The 21915-nt window shown below is 54.0% G+C and carries 11 protein-coding genes; 2 read left to right on the top strand and 9 right to left on the bottom strand.

All coding sequences use genetic code 11. From position 1 onward, the window contains the following. Window positions 1–108 precede the first annotated feature (108 nt). Window positions 109–3507, top strand: a complete 3399-nt coding sequence (locus FYJ73_RS00285) for a trifunctional glycoside hydrolase family 18/polysaccharide deacetylase/glycosyltransferase family 2 protein (RefSeq protein WP_154532431.1) — start codon at window positions 109–111, stop codon at window positions 3505–3507. Window positions 3508–3564: 57 nt separating this feature from the next. Next, entirely contained in the window at window positions 3565–6288 is a 2724-nt protein-coding gene (locus FYJ73_RS00280; RefSeq protein WP_154532429.1) for a 3'-5' exonuclease, read from the top strand. Between the two features lie 12 nt (window positions 6289–6300). Here the strand turns inward: FYJ73_RS00280 and FYJ73_RS16100 are convergent, their stop codons facing one another. The 9 genes from FYJ73_RS16100 to cmk form a co-directional block, all read right to left on the bottom strand. After that, window positions 6301–6429: a hypothetical protein gene (locus tag FYJ73_RS16100; RefSeq protein WP_262885108.1), complete on the bottom strand. Its 129-nt coding sequence runs from the start codon at window positions 6427–6429 to the stop codon at window positions 6301–6303. An 81-nt stretch (window positions 6430–6510) separates the two neighbouring features. Continuing rightward, entirely contained in the window at window positions 6511–7377 is an 867-nt protein-coding gene (locus FYJ73_RS00275; RefSeq protein WP_154532427.1) for a BRO-N domain-containing protein, read from the bottom strand. A gap of 60 nt (window positions 7378–7437) precedes the next feature. Further along, the gene (locus FYJ73_RS00270) at window positions 7438–9420 is read right to left on the bottom strand and encodes an OPT family oligopeptide transporter (RefSeq protein WP_154532425.1); all 1983 of its coding nucleotides are present in this window, start codon (window positions 9418–9420) and stop codon (window positions 7438–7440) included. Window positions 9421–9442: 22 nt separating this feature from the next. After that, window positions 9443–9832 carry an HU family DNA-binding protein gene (locus tag FYJ73_RS00265; RefSeq protein ID WP_154532423.1) on the bottom strand — a complete coding sequence of 130 codons (390 nt, stop codon included), beginning with the start codon at window positions 9830–9832 and terminating at the stop codon, window positions 9443–9445. 451 nt (window positions 9833–10283) lie between these two features. Continuing rightward, on the bottom strand, window positions 10284–12872 hold the full coding sequence (gene clpB / locus FYJ73_RS00260; protein WP_154532421.1) for an ATP-dependent chaperone ClpB: 2589 nt from the start codon (window positions 12870–12872) through the stop codon (window positions 10284–10286). A 71-nt stretch (window positions 12873–12943) separates the two neighbouring features. Next, window positions 12944–13801 (bottom strand): 4-hydroxy-3-methylbut-2-enyl diphosphate reductase, encoded by an 858-nt coding sequence (locus tag FYJ73_RS00255; RefSeq protein ID WP_154532419.1) that lies wholly within the window; start codon window positions 13799–13801, stop codon window positions 12944–12946. A 12-nt stretch (window positions 13802–13813) separates the two neighbouring features. Further along, on the bottom strand, window positions 13814–14848 hold the full coding sequence (locus tag FYJ73_RS00250) for a DUF1573 domain-containing protein (RefSeq protein ID WP_154532711.1): 1035 nt from the start codon (window positions 14846–14848) through the stop codon (window positions 13814–13816). Between the two features lie 262 nt (window positions 14849–15110). After that, window positions 15111–20624, bottom strand: a complete 5514-nt coding sequence (locus tag FYJ73_RS00245) for an alpha-2-macroglobulin family protein (RefSeq protein ID WP_154532417.1) — start codon at window positions 20622–20624, stop codon at window positions 15111–15113. 578 nt (window positions 20625–21202) lie between these two features. Then, window positions 21203–21895, bottom strand: coding sequence for a (d)CMP kinase (cmk, locus tag FYJ73_RS00240; RefSeq protein ID WP_154532415.1), 693 nt, complete (start codon window positions 21893–21895; stop codon window positions 21203–21205). Window positions 21896–21915: the final 20 nt, after the last annotated feature.

The raw sequence follows: 21915 nt of genomic DNA, 5'->3' as shown, positions 1-21915 counted from the left end.
GCCACACCTTCTACTACAAAGTCAGTGAATAACTGTTTAGTTATATAGAAGCCGTATTAGAGACTTCTAAGAATTATAGAGAAAGATTGTATTTAAGGGATTAACGTCATGGAAAGACAAGTGTTTCAAACTGACTCACGCCGTCGTTGGAGTCGGTTTAAGTGGACGATGCGATTCTTCGTCACCATCATCGTGCTGCTGTTCATCGTTTTCATCACCATGTTTGCCTTGGAGGGCAGTCCAAACATGCCTTTCCGTCACGACTATCGTGGGGTGATGACTGCCTCGAAGCCGCTCATGCGCGACACCAAGTTGACAAAAGCCTACCGCTCGCTGCGTGACAACTTCCTGGAACAGCGTATGCACAACGCCTACCAGGAACACTATGACAAGGCACATCGTTTCGTAGGGCACGGCGAGGGCCTCACGCAGAAGTTCATCAACGAGTGGCGTGACCCGCGCCTCGGCGTGCGCGCTGCCTGGTACGTCAACTGGGACGCTCACTCCCTACGCTCCCTCAAGCAGAACATGAAGCACCTCAACATGGTCATCCCGGAGTGGTTCTTCATCAATCCCAAGACCAGCCGTCTGGAGGTGCGGATCGACAAGAAGGCATTGGCTGCCATGCGCAGATCAGGGATGCCCATCGTGCCGATGCTCACCAATAACTATGGCGATGCCTTCCGTCCCGAGGGCATCGGCCGTATCATGAGTGACAAACACCTTCGCAAACAGTTCCTCAATAACCTTGTCACCATCTGCCACCGCAACCGGTTCCAAGGCATTAACATCGACTTGGAGGAACTCGCCATCAACGACAATGCCCTACTGACCAATTTCGTAAAGGAACTCTCGATGCTCTTCCACGACAACGATATGTACGTCACGCAGGACATCGCACCATTCAACGAGGACTACGACGTGGAGCCCCTCGCCCGTTACAACGATTACCTCTTCCTCATGGCTTACGACGAGCACAACAGTGAGAGCCAGCCCGGCGCCATCGCCTCGCAACACTGGGTGGAACGCGCCACCGACTGGGCGGCGAAGAATATTCCCAACGACAAGCTCGTGCTCGGTCTCGCCGCCTACGGCTACGACTGGGCACAGGGCGACAAAGGGCAGACGGTGTCTTACGACCAGACGATCGCCTCTGCCCTTGATGCCGGTGCGCAGATACTGTTTGACGACGACTCCTACAACCTCTCTTTCTCCTACGACGACGATGATGGGCAGCTCCATCAGGTTCATTTCACCGATGCCGCCACCTTATATAATATTATGCGCTTCGGCGTCACCTATCATCTGGCAGGCTTTGGCCTTTGGCGCCTCGGCACCGAAGACCACCGCCTGTGGAACTTCTATGGCAAAGACCTGGCATGGGAGCAGGTGAAGCGCTGGAACATGAACCGGGTGCTGAGGCTTAGCGGTTACGACGATGTCAACTTCGTCGGTACGGGCGAGGTCCTCGACGTGGAGTCAGAGCCTAAGCCCGGAAAGGTCACCGTACAGATAGACCCCGATGATCAGATCATCACGGAGGAGCGCTACCAGCGCCTGCCCTCTACCTACACGATTTCGAAACTCGGCCATTGTGGTGCCAAAGATCTGTTGCTGACCTTTGATGACGGCCCTGATGCCCGCTGGACGCCCACGGTCCTGCGCACCCTCAAGCGCTATCATGCGCCAGCCGCTTTCTTCATGGTCGGCTTGCAGATGGAGAAGAACCTGCCACTGGTGAAGAAAGTCTATGAGGATGGCTTCACCATCGGCAACCACACCTTCACCCACCACAATATGATCGAGAACTCCGACGACCGCACCTATGCCGAGCTCAAGCTCACCCGTATGCTCCTCGAGAGTGTCACCGGACAGAGCACCATCCTCTTCCGTGCGCCTTACAATGCCGATGCCGATCCCACGCAGCACGAGGAGATAGAGCCGATGATCCTCGCTAGCCGTCGCAACTATCTCTTCGTGGGTGAGGAGATAGACCCCGACGACTGGCAGCCGGGCATCACCGCCGACGAGATCTACCGGCGTGTCATCAACGGCGTGCACCGGGGCGACGGACATATCATCCTGATGCACGATGCCGGTGGACTCACCCGTAAGCCAACAATTACCGCTCTGCCCCGTATCATTGAGACGCTGCAGAAAGAGGGGTATCACTTCATCTCCCTGGAACAATATCTCGGTATGTCGCGCGCCCAGCTCATGCCCCAGATCCCTAAGGGAAAGACGTATTATGCCATGCAGGCCAACCTGACACTGGCGGAGATGATCTATCATGCCAGTGACTTCCTCACCGCCCTCTTCATGGTATTCCTCGTCCTCGGCTTCCTGCGCCTGGGCTTCATGTACTATCTCATGATTCGGGAGAAGCGTGTAGAGCGCCACCGCCACTATCCCGCGCTGACCAAAGACAACGCGCCGCACGTGTCGATCATAGTCCCTGCCTATAACGAGGAGGTCAACTGTGTGCGTACCGTGGAGACGCTGCTGCGGGAGGATTATCCGTCGTTCGACATCATCTTTGTCGACGACGGCAGTAAGGACCATACCTTGGAGCGCATCCACCACGCCTTCGATGGCAATGACAAGGTGCTCATCCTCGGCAAGCCCAATGGCGGCAAGGCTTCGGCACTGAACTATGGTATCGCCCATACCGACTCCGAGTTTGTCGTGTGCATCGATGCCGATACCCAGCTGCGTCCCGATGCGGTGCGTAAGCTCATGCAGCATTTCCTGACCGACAAGGACCACCGCATCGGGGCTGTGGCAGGAAATGTCAAGGTCGGCAACCAGCGTAACATGCTCACGCGCTGGCAGGCGATCGAATACACCACCAGTCAGAACTTTGACCGGATGGCTTACTCTTATATCAATGCCATCACGGTGGTGCCCGGTGCCATTGGTGCTTTCCGCAAGGAGGCCATCGAGCGGGCTGGCGGCCTGACCACCGACACGCTGGCTGAGGACTGTGACCTGACGATGCGTATCAACGAGGCAGGCTATATCATTGAGAACGAGAACTATGCCGTGGCAATGACGGAGGCGCCGGAGAACGTGCGACAGTTTGTCAAACAACGGGTGCGCTGGTGCTTTGGGGTCATGCAGACGTTCTGGAAGCATCGCGCCTCGCTCTTCAATCCGAGGAAGAAAGGTTTCGGACTGTGGGCGATGCCCAACATGCTCATCTTCCAGTATATCATCCCCACGTTCTCACCGTTGGCGGATGTGCTGATGTTCATCGGTCTGTTTTCAGGCAATGCGCTGCAGATCTTCGGCTATTACCTGCTCTTCCTCGCCGTCGATGCGAGTGTGAGCATCATGGCTTATCTCTTCGAGCACGAGCGGTTGTGGGTACTGCTGTGGATCATCCCGCAGCGTTTCTTCTACCGCTGGATCATGTACTACGTACTCTTCAAGAGTTATCTCAAAGCCATCAAAGGCGAGTTGCAGTCGTGGGGTGTGCTTAAGCGTACGGGAAATGTGAAGATGTAGCTTGGCAGTATCAGTTTTTTTTCGTAAGTTTGCATGTAATAACTAAAAGCACTTACGATGGAAAGCAAGGAGAAGACATGGACACCTGATCGAGACCAACAGGAAATTATCGGCCTTAGCCATGGCCGTCACCTCGTATTGGCACCACCGGGATGTGGCAAGACACAGATTCTTGCCGAGCGCGTCCGTAAGGCTCATGCCGAGGGAGTGGCCTACAGCGATATGCTTTGTCTGACGTTTACCAACAGGGCTGCCCGTGGTATGCGCGAGCGTATCAGCTCCAATCTCGGTGATCCCGACACGACGCAGGTGTTTGTGGGTAATGTGCATCGCTTCTGTGCCCGTTTCCTCTTTGAGAATGCCGTGGTGCCCGGTGAGACTTCGGTTATCGACGACGACACGGCAGTGAGCATCCTTGCTACTTATCTCAATGAGGATGAGGATAAGGTCTTGGGCAATTACCAGCGTCGCAGCGACTACAACCGTGTCGTTTTCATCTCCCATCTGATGTATGAGATTGAGCACGGATTGCCCAAAGCCCTTCGACAGCATCCCGACAGTCTGTCTTCTGAGGATATTGCGGCACTGCGCGCCATCTGCAAGATGCAGCGCAGAGAGTTCACCCGCGAAGCACTGCTCGACATCTATCATCACAACGACTTCTATCGCGATGCTGTGCTCCAGCCCGATTTCGACGTTGTGTTGCGCCCTTCTGCCCAGCGGATGTTGCAGTTCCTGCGCTATGCCCATGCTTATCAGGCTTATAAGCGGCAGAACCTGCTTCTCGACTTCGAGGATCTCCTTCTCCTTACTTATTTTGCACTCCACGACAATGCAGACTATAAGCGCTATCCGTGGATACAAGTCGACGAGGTGCAGGACCTCAACCCTTTGCAGCTCGCCATTATCAATGAACTCTCTACGGCTTCCCTTGTAGAGCAGTCTTCCCAGCACGATACCCAGTCACTGTCTGAAGAGGGCTGCGTCATCTATCTTGGCGACGAGCAGCAGGCTATCTTCTCGTTTATGGGTGCCAAACTCTCCACGCTGGGACTGCTCAAGGACCGTTGCAAGGGCAACATACATTATCTCGGACAGAACCATCGTTCTCCGAAATACCTTCTCGACTTTCTCAATCGCTATGCCGTGAACGAACTACATACCGATCCGGAGCTCTTGCCGCAGACAGCTGACTGCGACGACAAGGCAAATGGGCGTCTCGCCATTGTGGCCAGCGATGATGTGGACAGTGAGTTCAACGACACAGCTCATCTTGTCGAACAGTTGCGGCATGCCCATCCCGAGGAGACGGTGGCTGTGATCGTCAATGCCAACCGCGACGCCGATGCCATGAGCCGTGCATTGACCGCACAGGACATTCGTCATTTCAAGGTCTCGGGCAGTGATCTTTTTGCTTCCGATGAGGTGAAACTGTTGTTGGCTCATCTCACTGTACTGGACAATGACCAGCAGTTTCTGGCTTGGGCACGGCTGTTCAAGGGCTTGCAGGTCTGTGCCACTCATGCCTCAGCCCGAAGGCTGATGCACCAGCTCAAGGAGCGGGCTGTCTCGCCGGCAGAGTTGCTCACCGGCGACAAGACGATGTTGCAACGTTTTGTTGAGACTTATCAGCAAGAGGATATCGTAGTCTTCGACACGGAGACCACGGGACTGAATGTCTTTGAGGATGATGTGGTGCAGATTGCGGCGGAGCGTATCCGGCAGGGTAGAGTAGTGGACACCTTCTCTGTCTATGTCGAGACCGACCGCGAGATACCGTTGATGCTTGGCGACATCGTCAATCCGATCATCGAAGAGCGCAAGCATCAGCAGCTTCATAGTCATGCTGAGGCTTTAAGGATGTTTCTCAACTTTGCCCACGGCAGTGCGCTGTTGGGGCATAATGCCGATTACGACTACCACATCATGCAGTTCAATGTGGCGCGCTATCTGCCAGAAGTCAGCTGGGTGGAGCGGCAGCCCGTCTGCTTCGACTCTCTGCGGCTCATCCGATTGTTGCGTCCCGATCTGAAAGCATTCAAGTTGAAACTGCTCTTGCAGGAGCTTCATCTTGAGGGACAGAACTCCCACCTTGCCGACGACGATGTCTTTGCTACCGTGTCGTTGGTCAATTACTGTTATGAGAAAGCTCAGGAGGTGGTGCCCCAACAGCAGGAATTCTTGTCGCGTAAGGGCGTTGCCGCACAGATTAAGCTCTTGCGCGACCACTATGCGTCGTTCTATACAGAAGCTCTGCAACGACTCTACCAGCAACGGCAGCCCACAGAAGATCCTGCTTTGGTGGCTGAGCTTCAGCTTTTCAGTGATTATACAGTGAAGAAAGGATGGATGAAACAAGTGAAAAAACTGCCCGTCATCCTTCGTTTCCTTGCCTATGACATCATTGATGTGGAGAAGGAACACTCGCTCAAGGAGCAGTTGGACCGCCATGTCATGGAACTCAACACCTTCAAGGAAGCCGATCTCTGCGGTTCTACGACGATAGAGGATCGTGTCTTTGTCTCTACCATCCACAAGGCCAAGGGTCTGGAGTTTGATAATGTTATTGTCTTTGATGTCGTTGATGGCCGCATCCCCAACTATTACAATGGTGACAACCAACAGCTCAATGACGAGGATGCCCGCAAGCTCTATGTTGCCATGTCGCGTGCCAAGCGCCGTCTGTTCATCGCTTACAGCAAGGCAAAACTGACGGCTTATGGCATCAAGCAACAACGTCTCTCCCGCTTCCTCGACAGTGTGAAGGAGATGATGGAGTGATCGTCAAGATGCTTACATCATCTTTCTTCTGATCCACTGCTCAAAGACGGGGTCGGTGATGGTGATGCCAGTCTGTGGCGAAGAGTCGATGAGGTTGGCATTGATGAGGGCAAAGATACGAATAAAAAACGAGTCACACAAGTTTGTGTCACACAATGTTGTGTGACACAAACTTGTGTGACTACGATGATCAGTTAATGGCGTAAGTATGGAGAATAAGCACTATTGCGGTGAACCGTCATCCGGCAACTCTTTTGCTTCAGCGTTCTCAATGGGCGGCAGGTAGTCGCTCGCCTTTGCACTGGAGATGATCGTGTGGCCGAGTTGCGATTCCAGTTTCTCCCTCGCCACTTTAGCCACACTTCCACCATCCTTTGCCACGCCTTTCTGTTGGCTGTAGCCTTGGGGATCGCGTTGCTTGGAGAGCTCGGTAGCTGAAGCCTCTGCAAGAATATTGAAGGCCATCTCAAGATTCGTCATGTTGTCGCGGAGGTTTTCTTTCTTCAAGCCTTTGTGCTGCTTGTACTGTTTCGTGGTCATGCCACTCCACTCCTTGGTGATGATATCTGTGAGGGATGCGTATTCTAGTCCTTCCTTTACTCCTGTTCGCTTCCATTCGTCGGTGAGCTCTTTGCGTACCTCTATCGACTTGATGCGTTGGTTGATCCAGTTGTCGGAGTAACCAAGACGCTTGTAGTCAGCAATGGCCTGCTGGATGTCAAGTTCCGGATCCTGCATCTGGTCGACGCGCGTACTTGCCACCTGCGCCATCCACTGTTTGAAAGGCTCAGCCTTAGGAGAAGGGATAGACTGGATGAGGCGGAACAGCTGCTCTTGATCGGCCACATCGGTCATGCGCATCTTGCCGTCGGCTGCTTTCAATTTCAAACCGTGACAATTTGTCACGGTTTCATTTCCTTCCTCTTTTAGGCGTTGTTTCAACTTCCGCCAATAGGCAGTGGGATCTTTACTGTCGGTCAATACATTGACCACGTCCACGATAGAGAAGTACCACTTCTCTTCCTTGTCGTCCCATACGGTGCGAATGTTCTTCTCACCGAACAGTTTGATCATTTGTTTCCTTGTCATAGCTTAGCCATTTAATTGTTCTTTCGCGTTCTGTGTGTATTCTCCCGTTATAAAGTCTTCTTACTTCGTAGCCTTGATGAAGTAGGTGATCAGACAGATGTAAGCCACCAGAGAGCAGACCTCAGAGAGCGGGTTGGTCCACCAAGTGTCGGCAATGGAGCACTCGATGCCGCCGAACTTCATCAGTGCGCTTACTACGCCCATGAGCGCGCCGCCGGCGATGAAACCGCTGGCGATGAGCGTGCCTTTCTCGCCACGTGCCTTGTTCACGGTTGCATCTTTCGAGCGAGTGGTGACAAACCAGTTGATGGCTCCTCCCACGACGAGCGGAACGTTGAGCTCCAATGGGATGAACATGCCCAGAGCCACGGCGAGAGCTGGAATATGAAGACGGTCGAGGACGATGGCGATGACCGCTCCGATGCCGTAGAGTATCCAAGGTGCACCGACACCATTCATCAGCGGGTCGATGACGGCAGCCATGGCGTTGGCCTGCGGTGCGGCGAGCTTGCCACTGGCAAAACCGTAGGTCTTGTTGAGCACGATCATCACGCCCACCACGGTAGCGGCACTGACAAGGGTGCCGAGAAATTTCCAAGTCTCCTGCTTGCTGGGCGTTGTGCCCAACCAGTAACCGATCTTCAGGTCAGTGATGAAGCTGCCGGCCATGCTCAGCGCCGTGCAGACCACACCACCCATGACGAGTGCGGCGAGCATGCCACCGGGACCACGCAGTCCCACGGCCACCATCACCACGCTGGCAAGGATCAGCGTCATCAGTGTCATGCCGCTCACCGGGTTACTGCCCACAATGGCGATGGCGTTGGCAGCCACTGTGGTGAAGAGGAAAGCGATGATGGCGACGAGCAGGATGCCCACGACGGCAAAGAGCAGATTGCCGTGCATCACGCCCAACCAGAAGAAGAGAAACGTGATAGCGATCACGGCGATGCTGCCAATGGCAATGATCTTGAACGAGATGTCGCGCTGTGTGCGCTTCACGGCTACCGTGGCGTCGCCTTTGCCCTTCATCTCTTTGGCAGCGAGGCCAATGGCGCCTTTGATGATGCCCCAGCTCTTGACGATGCCGATGATGCCGGCCATGGCGATGCCGCCGATGCCGATGCTGCGGGCGTAAGCCTTGAAGATCTCCTCAGGACTCATGTTGCCTACTGTAGCCGTGATGGTCGGATCCCACATGTTCAGCACTTGGTCGTGGAAGGCGAGCGACATGCCCGGCACGATCAGCCACCACACGGCGAGAGAGCCCAGGCAGATGTAGAGTGCATATTTCAGTCCGACGATATATCCCAAACCGAGCACGGCAGCCCCCGTGTTCACTTTGAAGACGAGCTTCGCCTTGTCGGCGAGGACCTGTCCCCAGCCGATGAAGCGGCTCGTGAAGTTCTCGTTCCACCAGCCAAAGCTGGCCACGATGAAGTCGTAGAGGCCGCCCACGATGCCGGCGATGAGCAGTGGCTTGGCCTGACTGCCGCCCTTGGCACCACTGACCAGCACTTGTGTCGTAGCCGTAGCCTCTGGGAAGGGATACTTGCCGTGCATATCGCTGACAAAATATTTGCGGAAGGGGATGAGGAAAAGGATGCCCAGCACGCCGCCCAACGCTGAGGCCAGGAACATGTGAAGGAACGATACCGTCATCTCCGGGTATTTGGCCTGGAGGATATAGATGGCGGGCAGGGTGAAGATAGCACCGGCCACCACAGCGCCCGAGCAGGCACCTATGCTCTGGATGATCACGTTCTCACCGAGTGCCTTGCTGCGGTGCGTCGCCGTCGACACGCCCACGGCGATGATGGCGATCGGGATGGCGGCCTCGAAGACCTGTCCCACTTTCAGCCCTAAGTAGGCGGCGGCAGCCGAGAACACCACGGCCATGATCAGACCCCACGTCACAGACCACGCGTTGACCTCGGGATAGGCGCGGTCGGGGCGCATGATGGGCGTGTATTCCTCGCCCTCTTTCAATTCTCGAAATGCATTGTCGGGCAGTTGCACTGCCTCTTTTTCTTTTTCGTCCATGTGTATTGTTGATTGTTAGTTTTTATTTTGTCTTTGCTCTTGTGTATTTGATGTCCTTATAGAGTTCCTGCATGCCCTGTTTGCTCTCGGGCAGCAGATGGAGCTTCACGCCATGGATGTGCTGCGTGGAGCGGAATGCCTGCGGACTGGCGACCTTTTCGCTGTCGATCTCCAGCTTAGCCAGTCCCAGTCCCGGGATACGCACGCGGTCGCCGTCTTTGAGGTGTCGCACCAACGTGTCGGTGAACTCAGCCATCACCAAGTCCACGTCGGACTTCTTTGCCGAGCAGTTTCGCTCGATCTCGTCAGCGATCTCCTCGGGCGTGACAGTCTTGTAGTGCATAGCTACAGCCTTGTATTTGCCGTAGTTCTTGAGCGTAGGATGTGTCTCTTTGACAATCTTGTATTCCATAGATTCAATATTCGGTAAATTTGTTTTACGTTTATTTCTTTCTTCCGGGCTTCGTCATGTTGGCGAGCGCCTCCGTGTCTCAGCGAGTGAAAGCTTTTCTGATAGGCGATGTGCAACTTGTTGATTATCAGCGTGCTATTAGCGTCTAAAAAATTCTCTAGAAAATTTTTCGTCAAAACGGTACTTTTATCAGGTCATCTCACCTTTTTGAGCCAAAATTCTCTAGAGAATTTTTCGTCATCTCGGCGAGCTCATCTTTTCAAAGCGTTTTTCCACTCGTTTCGCAAAAGTAATCATAACGTTTGAGATATGCAAATTTTCAGACAGATAATTGGCTGACGACAGTTCGGATTGCGTAGAAAAACAAAAAAAGCCGGCTCTTTCCTTCGCGGGAAAGAGCCGGCTTAAAGGTATAGGATTGGAAAGCTGGGTGTTGCCTCAGCCTTCTGCCTTAGTTTCTAAACTGCATGCCAGCGCCGTTGGCATCGACGATGATGGGCTTGTCGCGCTTTACTTCCTCTGCGAGAATCTTCTTCGAGAGGTCGTTGAGCACGTAGTCCTGGATGGCACGCTTCACAGGACGGGCACCAAACTCCGGATCGTAACCGACCTTAGCAAGGTAGTCGATGGCTGCGGGTGTCCACTTCAACTCGAAGCCTTGTGGTTCGAGCATCTTCTTAACGCGGTTCATCTGCAACGTCACCACCTGTGCTATCTGAGTCTGCGTTAGTGGCAGGAACATGATGATGTCGTCGATACGGTTCAGGAACTCGGGGCGGATGGTCTTCTTGAGCATCTCCATCACGTTTTTCTTCGTGTCGTCAATGACCTCCTTACGGTTGCTGTCATTGAGATTCTCGAAACGTTGCTGGATGTACTGGCTGCCGAGGTTCGACGTCATGATGATGATCGTGTTCTTGAAGTTGACCGTGCGGCCTTTGTTATCAGTCAGACGGCCATCGTCGAGTACCTGCAACAGGATGTTGAAAACATCGGGATGAGCCTTTTCGATCTCATCGAAGAGCACCACGCTGTAGGGTTTCCGACGCACAGCCTCAGTCAGTTGACCACCCTCATCGTAGCCGACGTACCCCGGAGGTGCACCGATGAGACGGGTGACGCTGAACTTTTCCTGATATTCACTCATATCGATTCGCGTCATCATATTCTCGTCGTTGAAGAGATACTCAGCCAAAGCCTTGGCGAGTTCAGTCTTACCCGTACCGGTCGTACCGAGGAAGATGAACGATGCGATCGGGCGTTTCGGATCTTGCAGTCCGGCACGGCTGCGGCGCACAGCGTCGGCAACAGCCTGGATGGCTTCGTCCTGACCGACGACACGCTTGTGAAGTTCCTCCTCGAGATGGAGCAGTTTCTCACGCTCGCTCTGCATCATTCGTGTCACGGGTATGCCTGTCCAGCGGCTCACCACCTCGGCGATGTCGTCGGCAGTAACCTCCTCGCGCACCATGGCCTCACCGCCCTGGGTCGACTTGAGTTGCTCTTGGATCTTCTTGATGTCGTCCTGCAACTCCTTCAGCTTGCCGTAGCGGATCTCAGCCACTTTGCCGTAGTCGCCCTCGCGCTCGGCTTTGTCGGCCTCGAACTTCAGGTTCTCGATCTCCTGCTTGTCTTGCTGGATCTTGTTGACGAGCCCTTTTTCGGCTTCCCATTTAGCCCTGAACTGATGCTCTTTCTCCTTCAGCTCGGCAATCTCCTTGTCGAGTTGCTGGATCTTGTCGGTATCGTTTTCGCGCTTGATGGCCTCGCGCTCAATTTCGAGTTGCTTCAAGTGGCGGGTGATCTCGTCGAGCTCCTCCGGCACTGAGTCGCGTTCCATACGCAGCTTGGCGGCAGCCTCATCCATCAGGTCGATGGCCTTATCGGGGAGGAAACGGTCAGAGATATAGCGCTCCGAGAGTTTCACGGCTGCGATGCAGGCATCGTCGGTGATACGAACCTTGTGGTGGTTCTCATAGCGCTCCTTCAATCCACGCAGGATAGAGATGGCGTCGACCTCGTCAGGCTCGTTGACCATGACGGTCTGGAAGCGGCGCTCCAGTGCCTTGTCCTTCTCGAAGTACTTCTGATACTCGTTGAGTGTCGTGGCACCAATGGCACGCAGCTCACCACGGGCCAGTGCCGGCTTGAGGATGTTGGCGGCATCCATGGCACCCTCGCCACCGCCGGCACCCACCAAAGTGTGGATCTCGTCGATGAAGAGAATGATGTTGCCTTGAGCGTTGGTCACCTCTTTGATGACGCTCTTGAGTCGTTCCTCAAACTCACCTTTGTACTTGGCGCCGGCGACGAGGGCACCCATGTCGAGCGAGTAGAGCTGTTTGTTCTTCAGATTTTCGGGAACATCGCCGCGCACAATACGTTCGGCAAGTCCCTCGACGATAGCCGTCTTACCGGTACCAGGTTCACCGATCAGAATAGGATTGTTCTTGGTACGGCGAGAAAGAATCTGCAGTACACGGCGAATCTCCTCGTCACGTCCGATGACCGGGTCGAGTTTGCCCTGTCGGGCAGCGTCGATGAGGTTACGGGCGTATTTCGAGAGAGCCTGATAGTTCTCGTCACCACTGGCACTTTGCACTTTCTGACCCTGGCGCAATTCGTCGATGGCCTTCTTCATCTCCTGTTCTGTGCAGCCCGCATCCTTGAGAATGCGGCTCACTGTGGTGTTTACCTCCAGTAAAGCCAAGAGGATAGGCTCCACGCTGACGAACTCGTCGCCCATCTTCTGCGAGTCTGCGATGGCACGCTCCAGCACTTTGTTGGTGTCGTTGGAGAAATAGGGTTGCCCACCTTCCACGCGTGGGAGATGTTTCAACTCCTCTTGTACGAGCTTTTCAATCTGCATGGCGTTGACACCTAACTTCTGAAAGATGAAGTTGGTGACATCGCGGCTTTTCACCAGGATGCCTTGCAGCAAGTGCACCGGCTCGATGGCTTGCTGTCCGGCTTGCTGAGCTGTGTTGACTGCTTCCTGCACGGCTTCCTGCGCCTTGATTGTAAATTTGTCAAATGTCATGTTGTTACTCCTTTCTTATTTGTTATTTTTATTTTCTAACACGACATTCTCAAATGATGTGCCCTATGAGATTAGTATGACAAAATGGCATCTCTGCATTGCTCCATCAGCCATTTTGGCGTACTAGTGGCTCCACAGATGCCTACGGTTTCAGCGTTGTCAAACCATTTAAAGTCGATTTCCTCGGGACTCTCGACCTGGTGGCTGTTGGCGTTGACGGTGAGGCACTCGTTGAAGAGCACCTTGCCGTTGCTGCTCTTGCGGCCGCTGACGAAGAGGATGACATCGTGGTGCTTGGCAAACTCGGCGATGTTGGGCATGCGGTTGGCCACCTGACGGCAGATGGTGTCAAAGCTGCGGAAGGTCGCCGTGGGGGCGATGTGGCTTTGGATGTAGTCGATGATGCGGTGGAACTCGTCGAGACTTTTCGTCGTCTGCGAGTAGAGATAGATATTGCGGTTGAAGTCGAGATGCTTCACGTCGTCGAATTTCTCGATGACAATGGCGTGCTGGGCCGTCTGGCCTACGAGTCCGAGGACCTCAGCGTGTCCGTTTTTGCCGAAGATCACGATTTGGGCCGACGGATCGTTGTCGTATTGCTTCTTGATGCGACGCTGGAGGGCGAGGACCACGGGACATGTGGCATCGATGATCTCAATGTCGTTTTGCCGGGCGATCTCGTAGGTGGAGGGTGGCTCACCGTGGGCACGGAGCAGCACCTTGGCGTGATGGAGTTGTTTGAGTTGTTCGTGATCAATGGTGACGAGGCCCTGATTGTGGAGTCGTTCCACCTCCATGCCATTGTGAACAATGTCGCCGAGGCAGTAGAGCGTCTTGCCCGCTGCCAGTTCTTCTTCCGCTTTGCGGATGGCAGTGGTCACGCCGAAGCAAAAGCCGCTGCCGGCATCTATTTCTATTTTGAGGTTCATCTGTGTTGCTGGTTATTCTACGTTGACGTTGAGGATGACTTTCGTCTGGTTGGGATCGTTGGTGATCATCAGTATGCGAGGCTTGGAGCGTGCTGTGCGCAGCTGTTTGGCATAGGCGGTGACCTTGAGTTTTGCGGTCTCACCGGGCTCGATCTGCGTTTTGTTCAGCGCCACCTCGAGGCCTGTGGTGAACATCTGGAGGGAGCGCACCTTGAGGGTACTTTTTCCGGTATTGGTGATTTCGAGTACTCCTTTCTTCTTGTCCTTGCCGTCAAAGCGTCCAAGATCAATCTTCTCGTCACTGAGAACCATCTTTGGCGCATTGGCGCGCTGGGCATCGGTGAGGTGGTCGAAGTCGGGGAGGATGACGGCCGAGATGGAAATTTCCTTGTCCGGCGCTACTTTGTCGCCGGGGAGCATGCCGAGGTAGACGGATGATTGCGTGAGTCCAAAGCCTCGGATGGCCCTTGAGTCGAGCATCAGCGTCACCACGCCGCTGTGTCCGGGAGCCAGTTGGGTCGGCTTCACCTCAGCCTTGAGATAGCTGGGCAGGTGCATGACCACGGGTTGCAGGGTTTGCTTTCCTTTATTGATGATGTGTATCTGTTGGATGGGTTTGTCCCCTCGGTTCACGTCGTCGAATTCCACATTGTTGCGGTCGAGTCTCAAGTCACCGATTTGGTAATCGTATGTTCCTACAAAGGTGGCCAGTGATGGAACGACGACGCCGTGCAGAGAAAGCACCATTGTCGTGTCGGCGGCATTGCTTTCTATGCCTATCTGCTTGTCGAAATGTCCCATGGTCTGGGCATCGTAGCGGACGGTGATCTGGAAGTTTTTGCCTGCGGCGATGGCTGTTGCAGGCCAGTCAACGGTGGTGCAGCCGCAACTGGTGCGCACAGCGCGGATGGTCAGCGGCAGGTTGCCACTGTTGCGCATCTCGTAGACGGCGGTCACGGGATGGCCGAAGAGCACCTGGCCGCAGTCGATGTCGGCGCTTTCTGTAGAAAGATGCTGGGCGGAGAGAGAAAGGGGGAGGAAGAGCATGGGGAGGAGGAGAGCTTTACCCAAGAGCCTCACCCCCAGCCCCTCTCTATAGGAGGGAGAGAGCCTCTCCCCCGACCCCTCTCCAAAGGAGAGGGGAGTGATATGCTGGATAAACAATTTCTTAGCGTTCATGCTTGGTTTCTTCTTTATATAGTTTTTTATAGAGTCTATAGCTTCTATAGAGTCTATAGAGTCTATAGCTTCCTATAGCTTCTATAGTTTTATCGCCTCTATGGCTTCTAAAGCCTCTATGGTGTCTTGTCTATTGCCCACAGATGATCTTCTGGGCTTTGTCACGGGCGCTGAAGGCCGGACTGTAGGCACACTGCACCGTGCAAGTGCCCGTCGTGTAAGAGCCGGCGCGGTCGACATAGTACTCGGTCTCGATGACGTGCTTGCCCTTGGAGAGTGTGTTGAAATAGTAATTCGTCACATTGTCCTGCGGAGCCAAGTAGTAGCCACCATAGTAGCCGCTGAGCTGACGGACCGGCTGCAGGCAGGCCGCACGCTTGTCCTGGACAGCCACAAAATCGTAGTCGCGGTCAGCAACAATCGTGATGCGCACGCGCACCTTGTCGCCTACCTTCAGCGTCTTGCCGTCGTGGAGGATCTCACGCTTGACGGTCATGCCGCTGCCCGAGGCTTCCGTCTCAGTGGCAGTCTGCCAGTACTGGGCATAGAGTGCGCCCCAGGAAGTGCCGGCAGCAGGCTTGTCGATGGTCAGCGTCTTGCTGTTGGCAGCTTGGTCAATGGTGGTCTTGACATATCCGAGTCCGGCTGTAGCCTTAGGCATCGTCATCGCCTGACCGTCGACAGAGAAAGTTGTTTTTTGCGTCTGCGGAGCAAGGAGCGACAATTGTGCTTTGCCCTTGTCGTTGGTAAGGAAGGCATAGACGGCATCGACGGTGTTGAGAGGTGTCGACCACCCCGTGGTGCGTTTCTCCTGCAAGAGCCAGCGCTGCATCTCTTCTATGGTCTTGGTATCAGAGGGCTGCAGGCGTTTCAGGGCTTCGATGGCTGCTACCTGCGAGGGGATGCGGTAGTCGCACCAACTGTAGAGAGCCTGCGGCGTGTCGAAGTAACGCCCCATCTCCTCTTTATAGACAGTGTATTCCTTCAGACTTTGGAGATACTCCTTAGCCCGCTGGCTCTGACCATACTGACTGAGGATGACTGCTGCACCAGCCTTGCCGTAGATGGTCAGTGCTGTCGGCATTTTCTGCAACAGACCTACGAGATAGCTCATGTCGGCTGTGCGCTGACGGTTGGCCAGGGCACAGGTATAGAGATAGTGACAAGCCGTCTCACTCGGTGCGAGATGCTTTGCTCCTTTCTTCTCGGCTTTTTTCAGTTCGGCAACTTCTTCGGCGATGTACTTGTCAAGGAAGGGGAAGGATCGCTTGACCATGTCGTTCACTTCCTTTGAGGCACCGGTCATGGTGTTGAGACGGGTAAGCGTTTCGGCAATGCTCATGGTCATGTAAGCGCTGCCCGGCATGCCCGGCCACCAGGCAAACGAGCCGTCGGAGAGCTGCAGCTTGCGGAGCTGGTCGGTGAAGTTGCTGAGACGGTAATCGATCTGTGTGCTGTCGAGATAGTTGACGAGCTGTTGTTTCTGTGCGGTCTCGCTTTCAGCGTCAGCTACCCAAGGCGTCTCGGAGAGTGCAAGACTCTTGAGCTCCTCGTTGGTTTGCAGGCTGCTGGTGAGAGAAGTCTCCTTGCCGGTTTCCTGTTGCCAGAGCTTCAGTGTCTTGCCGATGGCTGGATCGGCGTTGACAATGCTGCGTGCGATGGTGTTGGCGTAGAGGGCCGCGGCCAGAGAGAGTGCGTCGCGGCTGTTGGGATTGGCCACGGTAGGCAGAGCCTGAACCATCAGCCAGGCGGGATTATTGGTGTATTCGATGGTCAGCTTGCAGTCTTTGGCCTTCTTGGGGAAGAGCTGGCTGAGGTCGAAGGAAGTGTTGCCGGATCCGCTGAGCGTGAATGGACGGGTGTTGCTGACGTATTCCTGGCTTGGCATGACGGCCATGTAGTGCTGTTCACCATCGCTGAAGCCCTTGCCATCAGCCAAGACGCGGGCGATGACCAGGCCTTCATGACGGGCGTCGGTGGGCAGTTGGTTGCCGGCAAAGTCAAAGGTTACGGGTACCGTCTTTCCGGCTTCTACCGTAAACGGCTTCTCCCACTCAGCGAGCAGACGCTCGGTTTCAGCGTCAAGCAGTTGCAGATGGGCACGTCCACTGACGTTGCGGTTGCTGGTGTTGGCGATGAGTGCTGTAGCTTGTGCTTGGTCGTTGGCGCGGATGAAACGCGGCAAGTTGGGCTGTACCATCACTGTTTTCTGGGCTACAATCTCATCGTTGCGCAGACCGTAGTTCATTTCCTTGTCGTGAGCCAAGGCCATGAACTGCCATGTGGTGACGCTCTCGGGCAGGGTGAACGTCAAACTCACGTTGCCATTGGCATCGGTCATGAGGTTGGGGAAGAAGAAGGCGGTCTCGTTGAGGTTGTCACGCAGAGCTGCTGGTGTGCTGGCTTTAGATGTAGGAGCGCTTTCTTTCTGTTGTGCTTCATCGTGGTCAACTTCGCCAATGGCAGCCTCCGGCGCAGCAGCTAAAGCAACGTTGTTGTCTGCCAGGCTGGTGGCACGTGATTTTTGTAGTAAGGCCATCTTGGCTCCGCGAACGTGGAGCTGGTTGGTGGACATCAGCATGGTACTAACTGTCAAGTAAGGATTGAAGATGCCCTCCATAGCGGGGTCGAAGTGACTGAAGCTGAGGTCGCGCACATTATAGGCACGATAGTTCTGATAGCCATAGAGTCCGATGGCCGACCAACGGCTGGTGTTCCACTGAGCCGACAACATGCTGGATGCAAAGTCGAGGGAGAAGTTCCAGTTGTGGGGATAGATGGCATCGAGGCTCTTGTCGTACATGGCGGCCAGCAGTTGTGCCTTTGCGGGCTTAGCCTTGGCGTTGGTCACCTGCAGCGTCCACGTCTCTTTCTGTCCGGGCACGAGCTTGTCACGGAAAGTCTTCCATGTCAGATGGAGTTGCTTGTCGGGCTCGGGACGGGAGAGAACATCGTAGTGGGTGTAGCATTTGCCGTCCTTGACCCAAGCCAGAGCCAGTGTGAGTGCGTCGCCGTACTCGGGTTTATACTGAATTTTTTCGGTTTTCACTTCATTGCTGAGTGTGCCTTGTCCCTGCTTGATGATCTTGTCGGAGGCAAAGACCGTGTAGAAGACGTGGACATCTTTGTCGGAAGAACCTACCTGAAGGTAGATGGGGTTGCCTTCGGTGAATTGGTGGGAGGAGAGATAGTACCAGTCGTGTGTGGTTGTGGCCGGATGACGGTCGGAATAGGTAAACACCACAATGTCGCTCCGCAGCGTGTCGCCTTGGCAGATAGCCTCAAGATGATGTTCACCGGGAGCGAGTTTCCTATATATATAAATAGGTGTGTCTGTCTGAGCGGTTGCCCATGCTCCATTGTTGAAGCGGTAGCTGACGCTGGCCTTGATGCTCTCACCGCTCATGTTTTTGCAGGAGAACAGGAAAGTCTTCAAGCTGTCGCGCAGACTTTGTTTGGGCAGTGTGGAGGAGAGAATGGCAGTGCGGTTGGTCAGCGGCATCGTCGTTGTGGCCTCCTGTGTCTCGCCGGAGAGGCTGGTGACTTTCGTTTCGGCAGTGATACGATAGCCGAACCGCTGGTTGAGGTCGATGTTGTCGGGGTAGGTCATTGGCAGTTTCACGGTAAAAGAGCCGTCGTCGGCAGTGACGGTGGAGTCGGTCAGCAGTGTCGTCTCACCGCTTACGGTGCGATACCACCACAGCATGGGACTGCGGCGAACCGTGTAGACCACCTTGCCACCCTGTACGGGTACGCCTGAATAGGTCTTCGCCACACCATGCACGCGGAGCGTGTCACCAGCTTGGTAGGTCTGGGTGTATTTGTCGAAGTCGATTTGGAAGGTAGGACGCTTGTACTGTTCCACATGTACGGAAGCGTAGCCTATGGACGAGTTTTCGCTGCTGGCTGTTAACGAGAACGCACCAGTGAGGCCGTGCTGCGGCAGGGCAAAGTCAGCCGATGCTGTACCGAAGTCGTCCGTGGTGACGTTTTGACGGCTCACCTCCTTGCCGTTGGCGTCGCGCAGCGTCAGGGTAATGGCCTTTCCGCCCTCAACAGCAGATTTCATTGTGCTGTCGTTGACATTGTAGGCAATGGCGGTGGCGTGCAGCGTCTGACCGGGACGATAGAGTGAGCGGTCGGTGAAGAGGCTGATGTTGTGATGCTCACGCTTGTTGTTCCAGTAGTAGAAGTTGTCGTAGACGTTTTGGATGGGCAGAGCCTTGTCGTCGTTGGTGTAGGCCACGAAGTAGTTGGGGCGCTTGTCACCATAGTGTAGGACGGCTTCGCCGTTGCGGTCAGTGGTGAGCGTTTGCAGTGTCTTCTGTGTGTTGCCGTCGTAGTTGAAGAAGCGCAGGTGCGCTCCGGCTATAGGTTTGCCGGTGGTGGCGTTGACAGTGACAAAGCGGATGGCCTTGCCGGGCTGAGGTTGATGGAGTACGCTAAGGTCGCTTACGCGCAGCAGGGTGCGCTGAGGATCAATGCTGGCGTTGCTGGTGGTGGTCTCAATCAGGTATACACCCACAGGCAGGGCCTTGAGACGAATGGAGTCGGTGCTCTCTTTCCATGCAGGCTGACCATAGTATTGGCGCGTGACGGACTGGATCTCACCGGGGAAAATCAATTTGGCAATGCGCTCGTAGTCGCGTTTGTTGTTGGGGTTCAGTTTGGTGTCACCATTCAGGTTCAACCGATAGACCTTCAGCGTGAGCGTGTTGATGTTTCTGATGGAGTTGATGCGTACGAGCCGCTCCTGGTTGGGGAGCAGCACGCCGTCGCCCGCGTTGATGCTGAACGAGGGAGCCTGCAGTTCTTCAAGGGCGTTGCGCAAAACGTTCATGCGCTGCCAGTCGCCCCAGCGGCTGAGGGCGTAGTTGATGAAGTTGACGCGATGCTCAGCAGTGACATCGCTGGCCTGACTCATTGCATTGTATCGGGCGATGGCGATCTCACCGCACTCTCGCAGATCCTGATAGGCGTTCATCAGTGAGTCGAGACATTGTACGCACTTCGACTTACGCAGGGCACAGTCGGTCTGCTGGCCTTTTGCCTGCTGCATCCACAGTGCTGTCAGACATGCAGCCGGTCGGTTGCCCTGCTTGGCATAGTAGTCATGGAGCGTTTTATAGTCTTTTGCCTCAAGTCCGATGACGTGGAGCAGGTCACCGTAGAAGATTTTGCTGTCAATGCCTTCCACGATGGCGGGTTCATAATCCTCGCATTTGTGTTTGGCCAACAGGTCGGGATTGGCCATAGCCCGGCCAAACCATAGTTTTTCTTTTGCCTGACTGTCCTTGTCAGAGCTTCCCTGGTAGGCTTTGCCGAGTGCGGCGGCATAGACGGCGCGGAGCGTTGGGTCGGTCAGAAGGCTGTAGTCCGTCTCCAACCGCTGCCGCATCACCTCGAGTGAATCGGGTGCGACACGGCTTTGTGTTTCCACTTCCATCCATTTGGCTTTCAGCAGTTGTCCGTAAGCTTTCTCTTGTCGGGCTTTTCTGACGATCTGATCCAAACATTGCAGTTCGGTTTTTGGCAAGTCCTTCTGCCGGGCAGTGGTGACCTGCTTCCACAGACTTGTGAAACTGTCGGCATACATGCTCGCCGACAAAGCCAAGGCGGCTAAAACACATACTATCTTTTTCATATTGAAGAATTTACGCTAGTTGTAAATGCAAAGATAAATATATTTTTTTGATTAGCCCTCATCTGCTAACTTTAATTAGTAGCTTTTACAATAGAGTATAGTGGGGAAGGGGGGGCTAATGAGTAATTGCCCATGTAGACAAAACAGTAAAAGGACCGAATAACTGTGTGGATTGCCTTTTTGAAGACTATTTTTTCCAATGCAACAAGAAGGGATAGAGTATAGAAACAAAAAAGAACCTGCCCTCACGGGTGGGTTCTTAAAAAAACAGTAATTAACTCAAAATTTATAATCTATTGACTTGCTTTTGTCCCTAATCTAATTTTATATTTTCATCAGACGGACGAACTATACCTTTTTACTAAGGTGTCTGTTCGACTATTTCTGATTTCGGTTGCAAAGATAAGAAAAAGTTTCGTTTCTGCAAATAAACTTCAGTAAAAAGTGATATTTCTTCAGTAAAGAGTCTGTTGCTTCATCATCCCCTTACAATATCAGCAGATATGAGATGTACAATTTCTATACCTCGTTAGACAGGGTTACTTCAAGAACTAAGCAAGATGTTGACAGACCTTATTTTAGACTGGCAGGTGACTAAGATATTGCTTGTAGAGCCATTGATCCTGCTCGGCGATTGTCAGTTTGCTGTTATCCAGTTCTACGGCGTCATCGGCTTTTTTCAGTGGAGATACTTCGCGGTGCGTGTCGATATAGTCTCTCTCCTGCACATTCTTCAGAATGTCGTCAAAGTCAGCGGGCATCCCTTTGGCTTTCAACTCATCGTAGCGGCGCTGTGCACGTACTTGTGCTGAGGCTGTGACGAAGATCTTCAGTTCGGCATCGGGAAAGACTGTCGTACCGATGTCGCGGCCGTCCATGACGATGCCTTTCTCTTTGCCCATAGTCTGTTGCTGTGCTACCAGTGCTTCACGAACGAAGGGAATGGCGGCGATGGGGCTTACATGCTGGCTGACCTCCATGCCCCGGATCTCTTTTTCTACGCATTCACCGTTAAGGAAGGTACGGGGATTGCCTGTCGACGGATCCAGTTGGAAACGGATATGTATGTCTGGCATGAGTGTCTTGAGCTCTTTTTCTTTCACAGTGCCGTCGGCGTTGAACAGCTGATGGCGCAGGGCGAAGAGTGTAACAGCACGGTACATGGCACCCGTGTCAATGTAGACATATCCGAGTTTCTTTGCCAGTGCTTTAGCCATTGTACTTTTTCCACAAGAGGAAAATCCATCTATTGCGATAGTAATCTTTTTCATGATATGAATGATAGTGCGAT

This window comes from Hallella mizrahii, from assembly GCF_009695775.1.
In the GTDB taxonomy this organism is placed as follows: domain Bacteria; phylum Bacteroidota; class Bacteroidia; order Bacteroidales; family Bacteroidaceae; genus Prevotella; species Prevotella mizrahii.
This window is presented reverse-complemented; position numbering and strand designations above follow the sequence as displayed.

What these genes read in the sequence shown, in the direction of transcription:
- FYJ73_RS00275 (WP_154532427.1), bottom strand. Translation starts at nt 7,377, where the DNA reads ATGACAAGGAAACAAATGATCAAACTGTTCGGTGAGAAGAACATTCGC.
- FYJ73_RS00285 (WP_154532431.1), top strand. Translation starts at nt 109, where the DNA reads ATGGAAAGACAAGTGTTTCAAACTGACTCACGCCGTCGTTGGAGTCGG.
- FYJ73_RS00245 (WP_154532417.1), bottom strand. Translation starts at nt 20,624, where the DNA reads ATGAAAAAGATAGTATGTGTTTTAGCCGCCTTGGCTTTGTCGGCGAGC.
- FYJ73_RS00280 (WP_154532429.1), top strand. Translation starts at nt 3,565, where the DNA reads ATGGAAAGCAAGGAGAAGACATGGACACCTGATCGAGACCAACAGGAA.
- FYJ73_RS00255 (WP_154532419.1), bottom strand. Translation starts at nt 13,801, where the DNA reads ATGAACCTCAAAATAGAAATAGATGCCGGCAGCGGCTTTTGCTTCGGC.
- FYJ73_RS00270 (WP_154532425.1), bottom strand. Translation starts at nt 9,420, where the DNA reads ATGGACGAAAAAGAAAAAGAGGCAGTGCAACTGCCCGACAATGCATTT.
- FYJ73_RS00265 (WP_154532423.1), bottom strand. Translation starts at nt 9,832, where the DNA reads ATGGAATACAAGATTGTCAAAGAGACACATCCTACGCTCAAGAACTAC.
- FYJ73_RS00250 (WP_154532711.1), bottom strand. Translation starts at nt 14,848, where the DNA reads ATGCTCTTCCTCCCCCTTTCTCTCTCCGCCCAGCATCTTTCTACAGAA.
- clpB (WP_154532421.1), bottom strand. Translation starts at nt 12,872, where the DNA reads ATGACATTTGACAAATTTACAATCAAGGCGCAGGAAGCCGTGCAGGAA.
- cmk (WP_154532415.1), bottom strand. Translation starts at nt 21,895, where the DNA reads ATGAAAAAGATTACTATCGCAATAGATGGATTTTCCTCTTGTGGAAAA.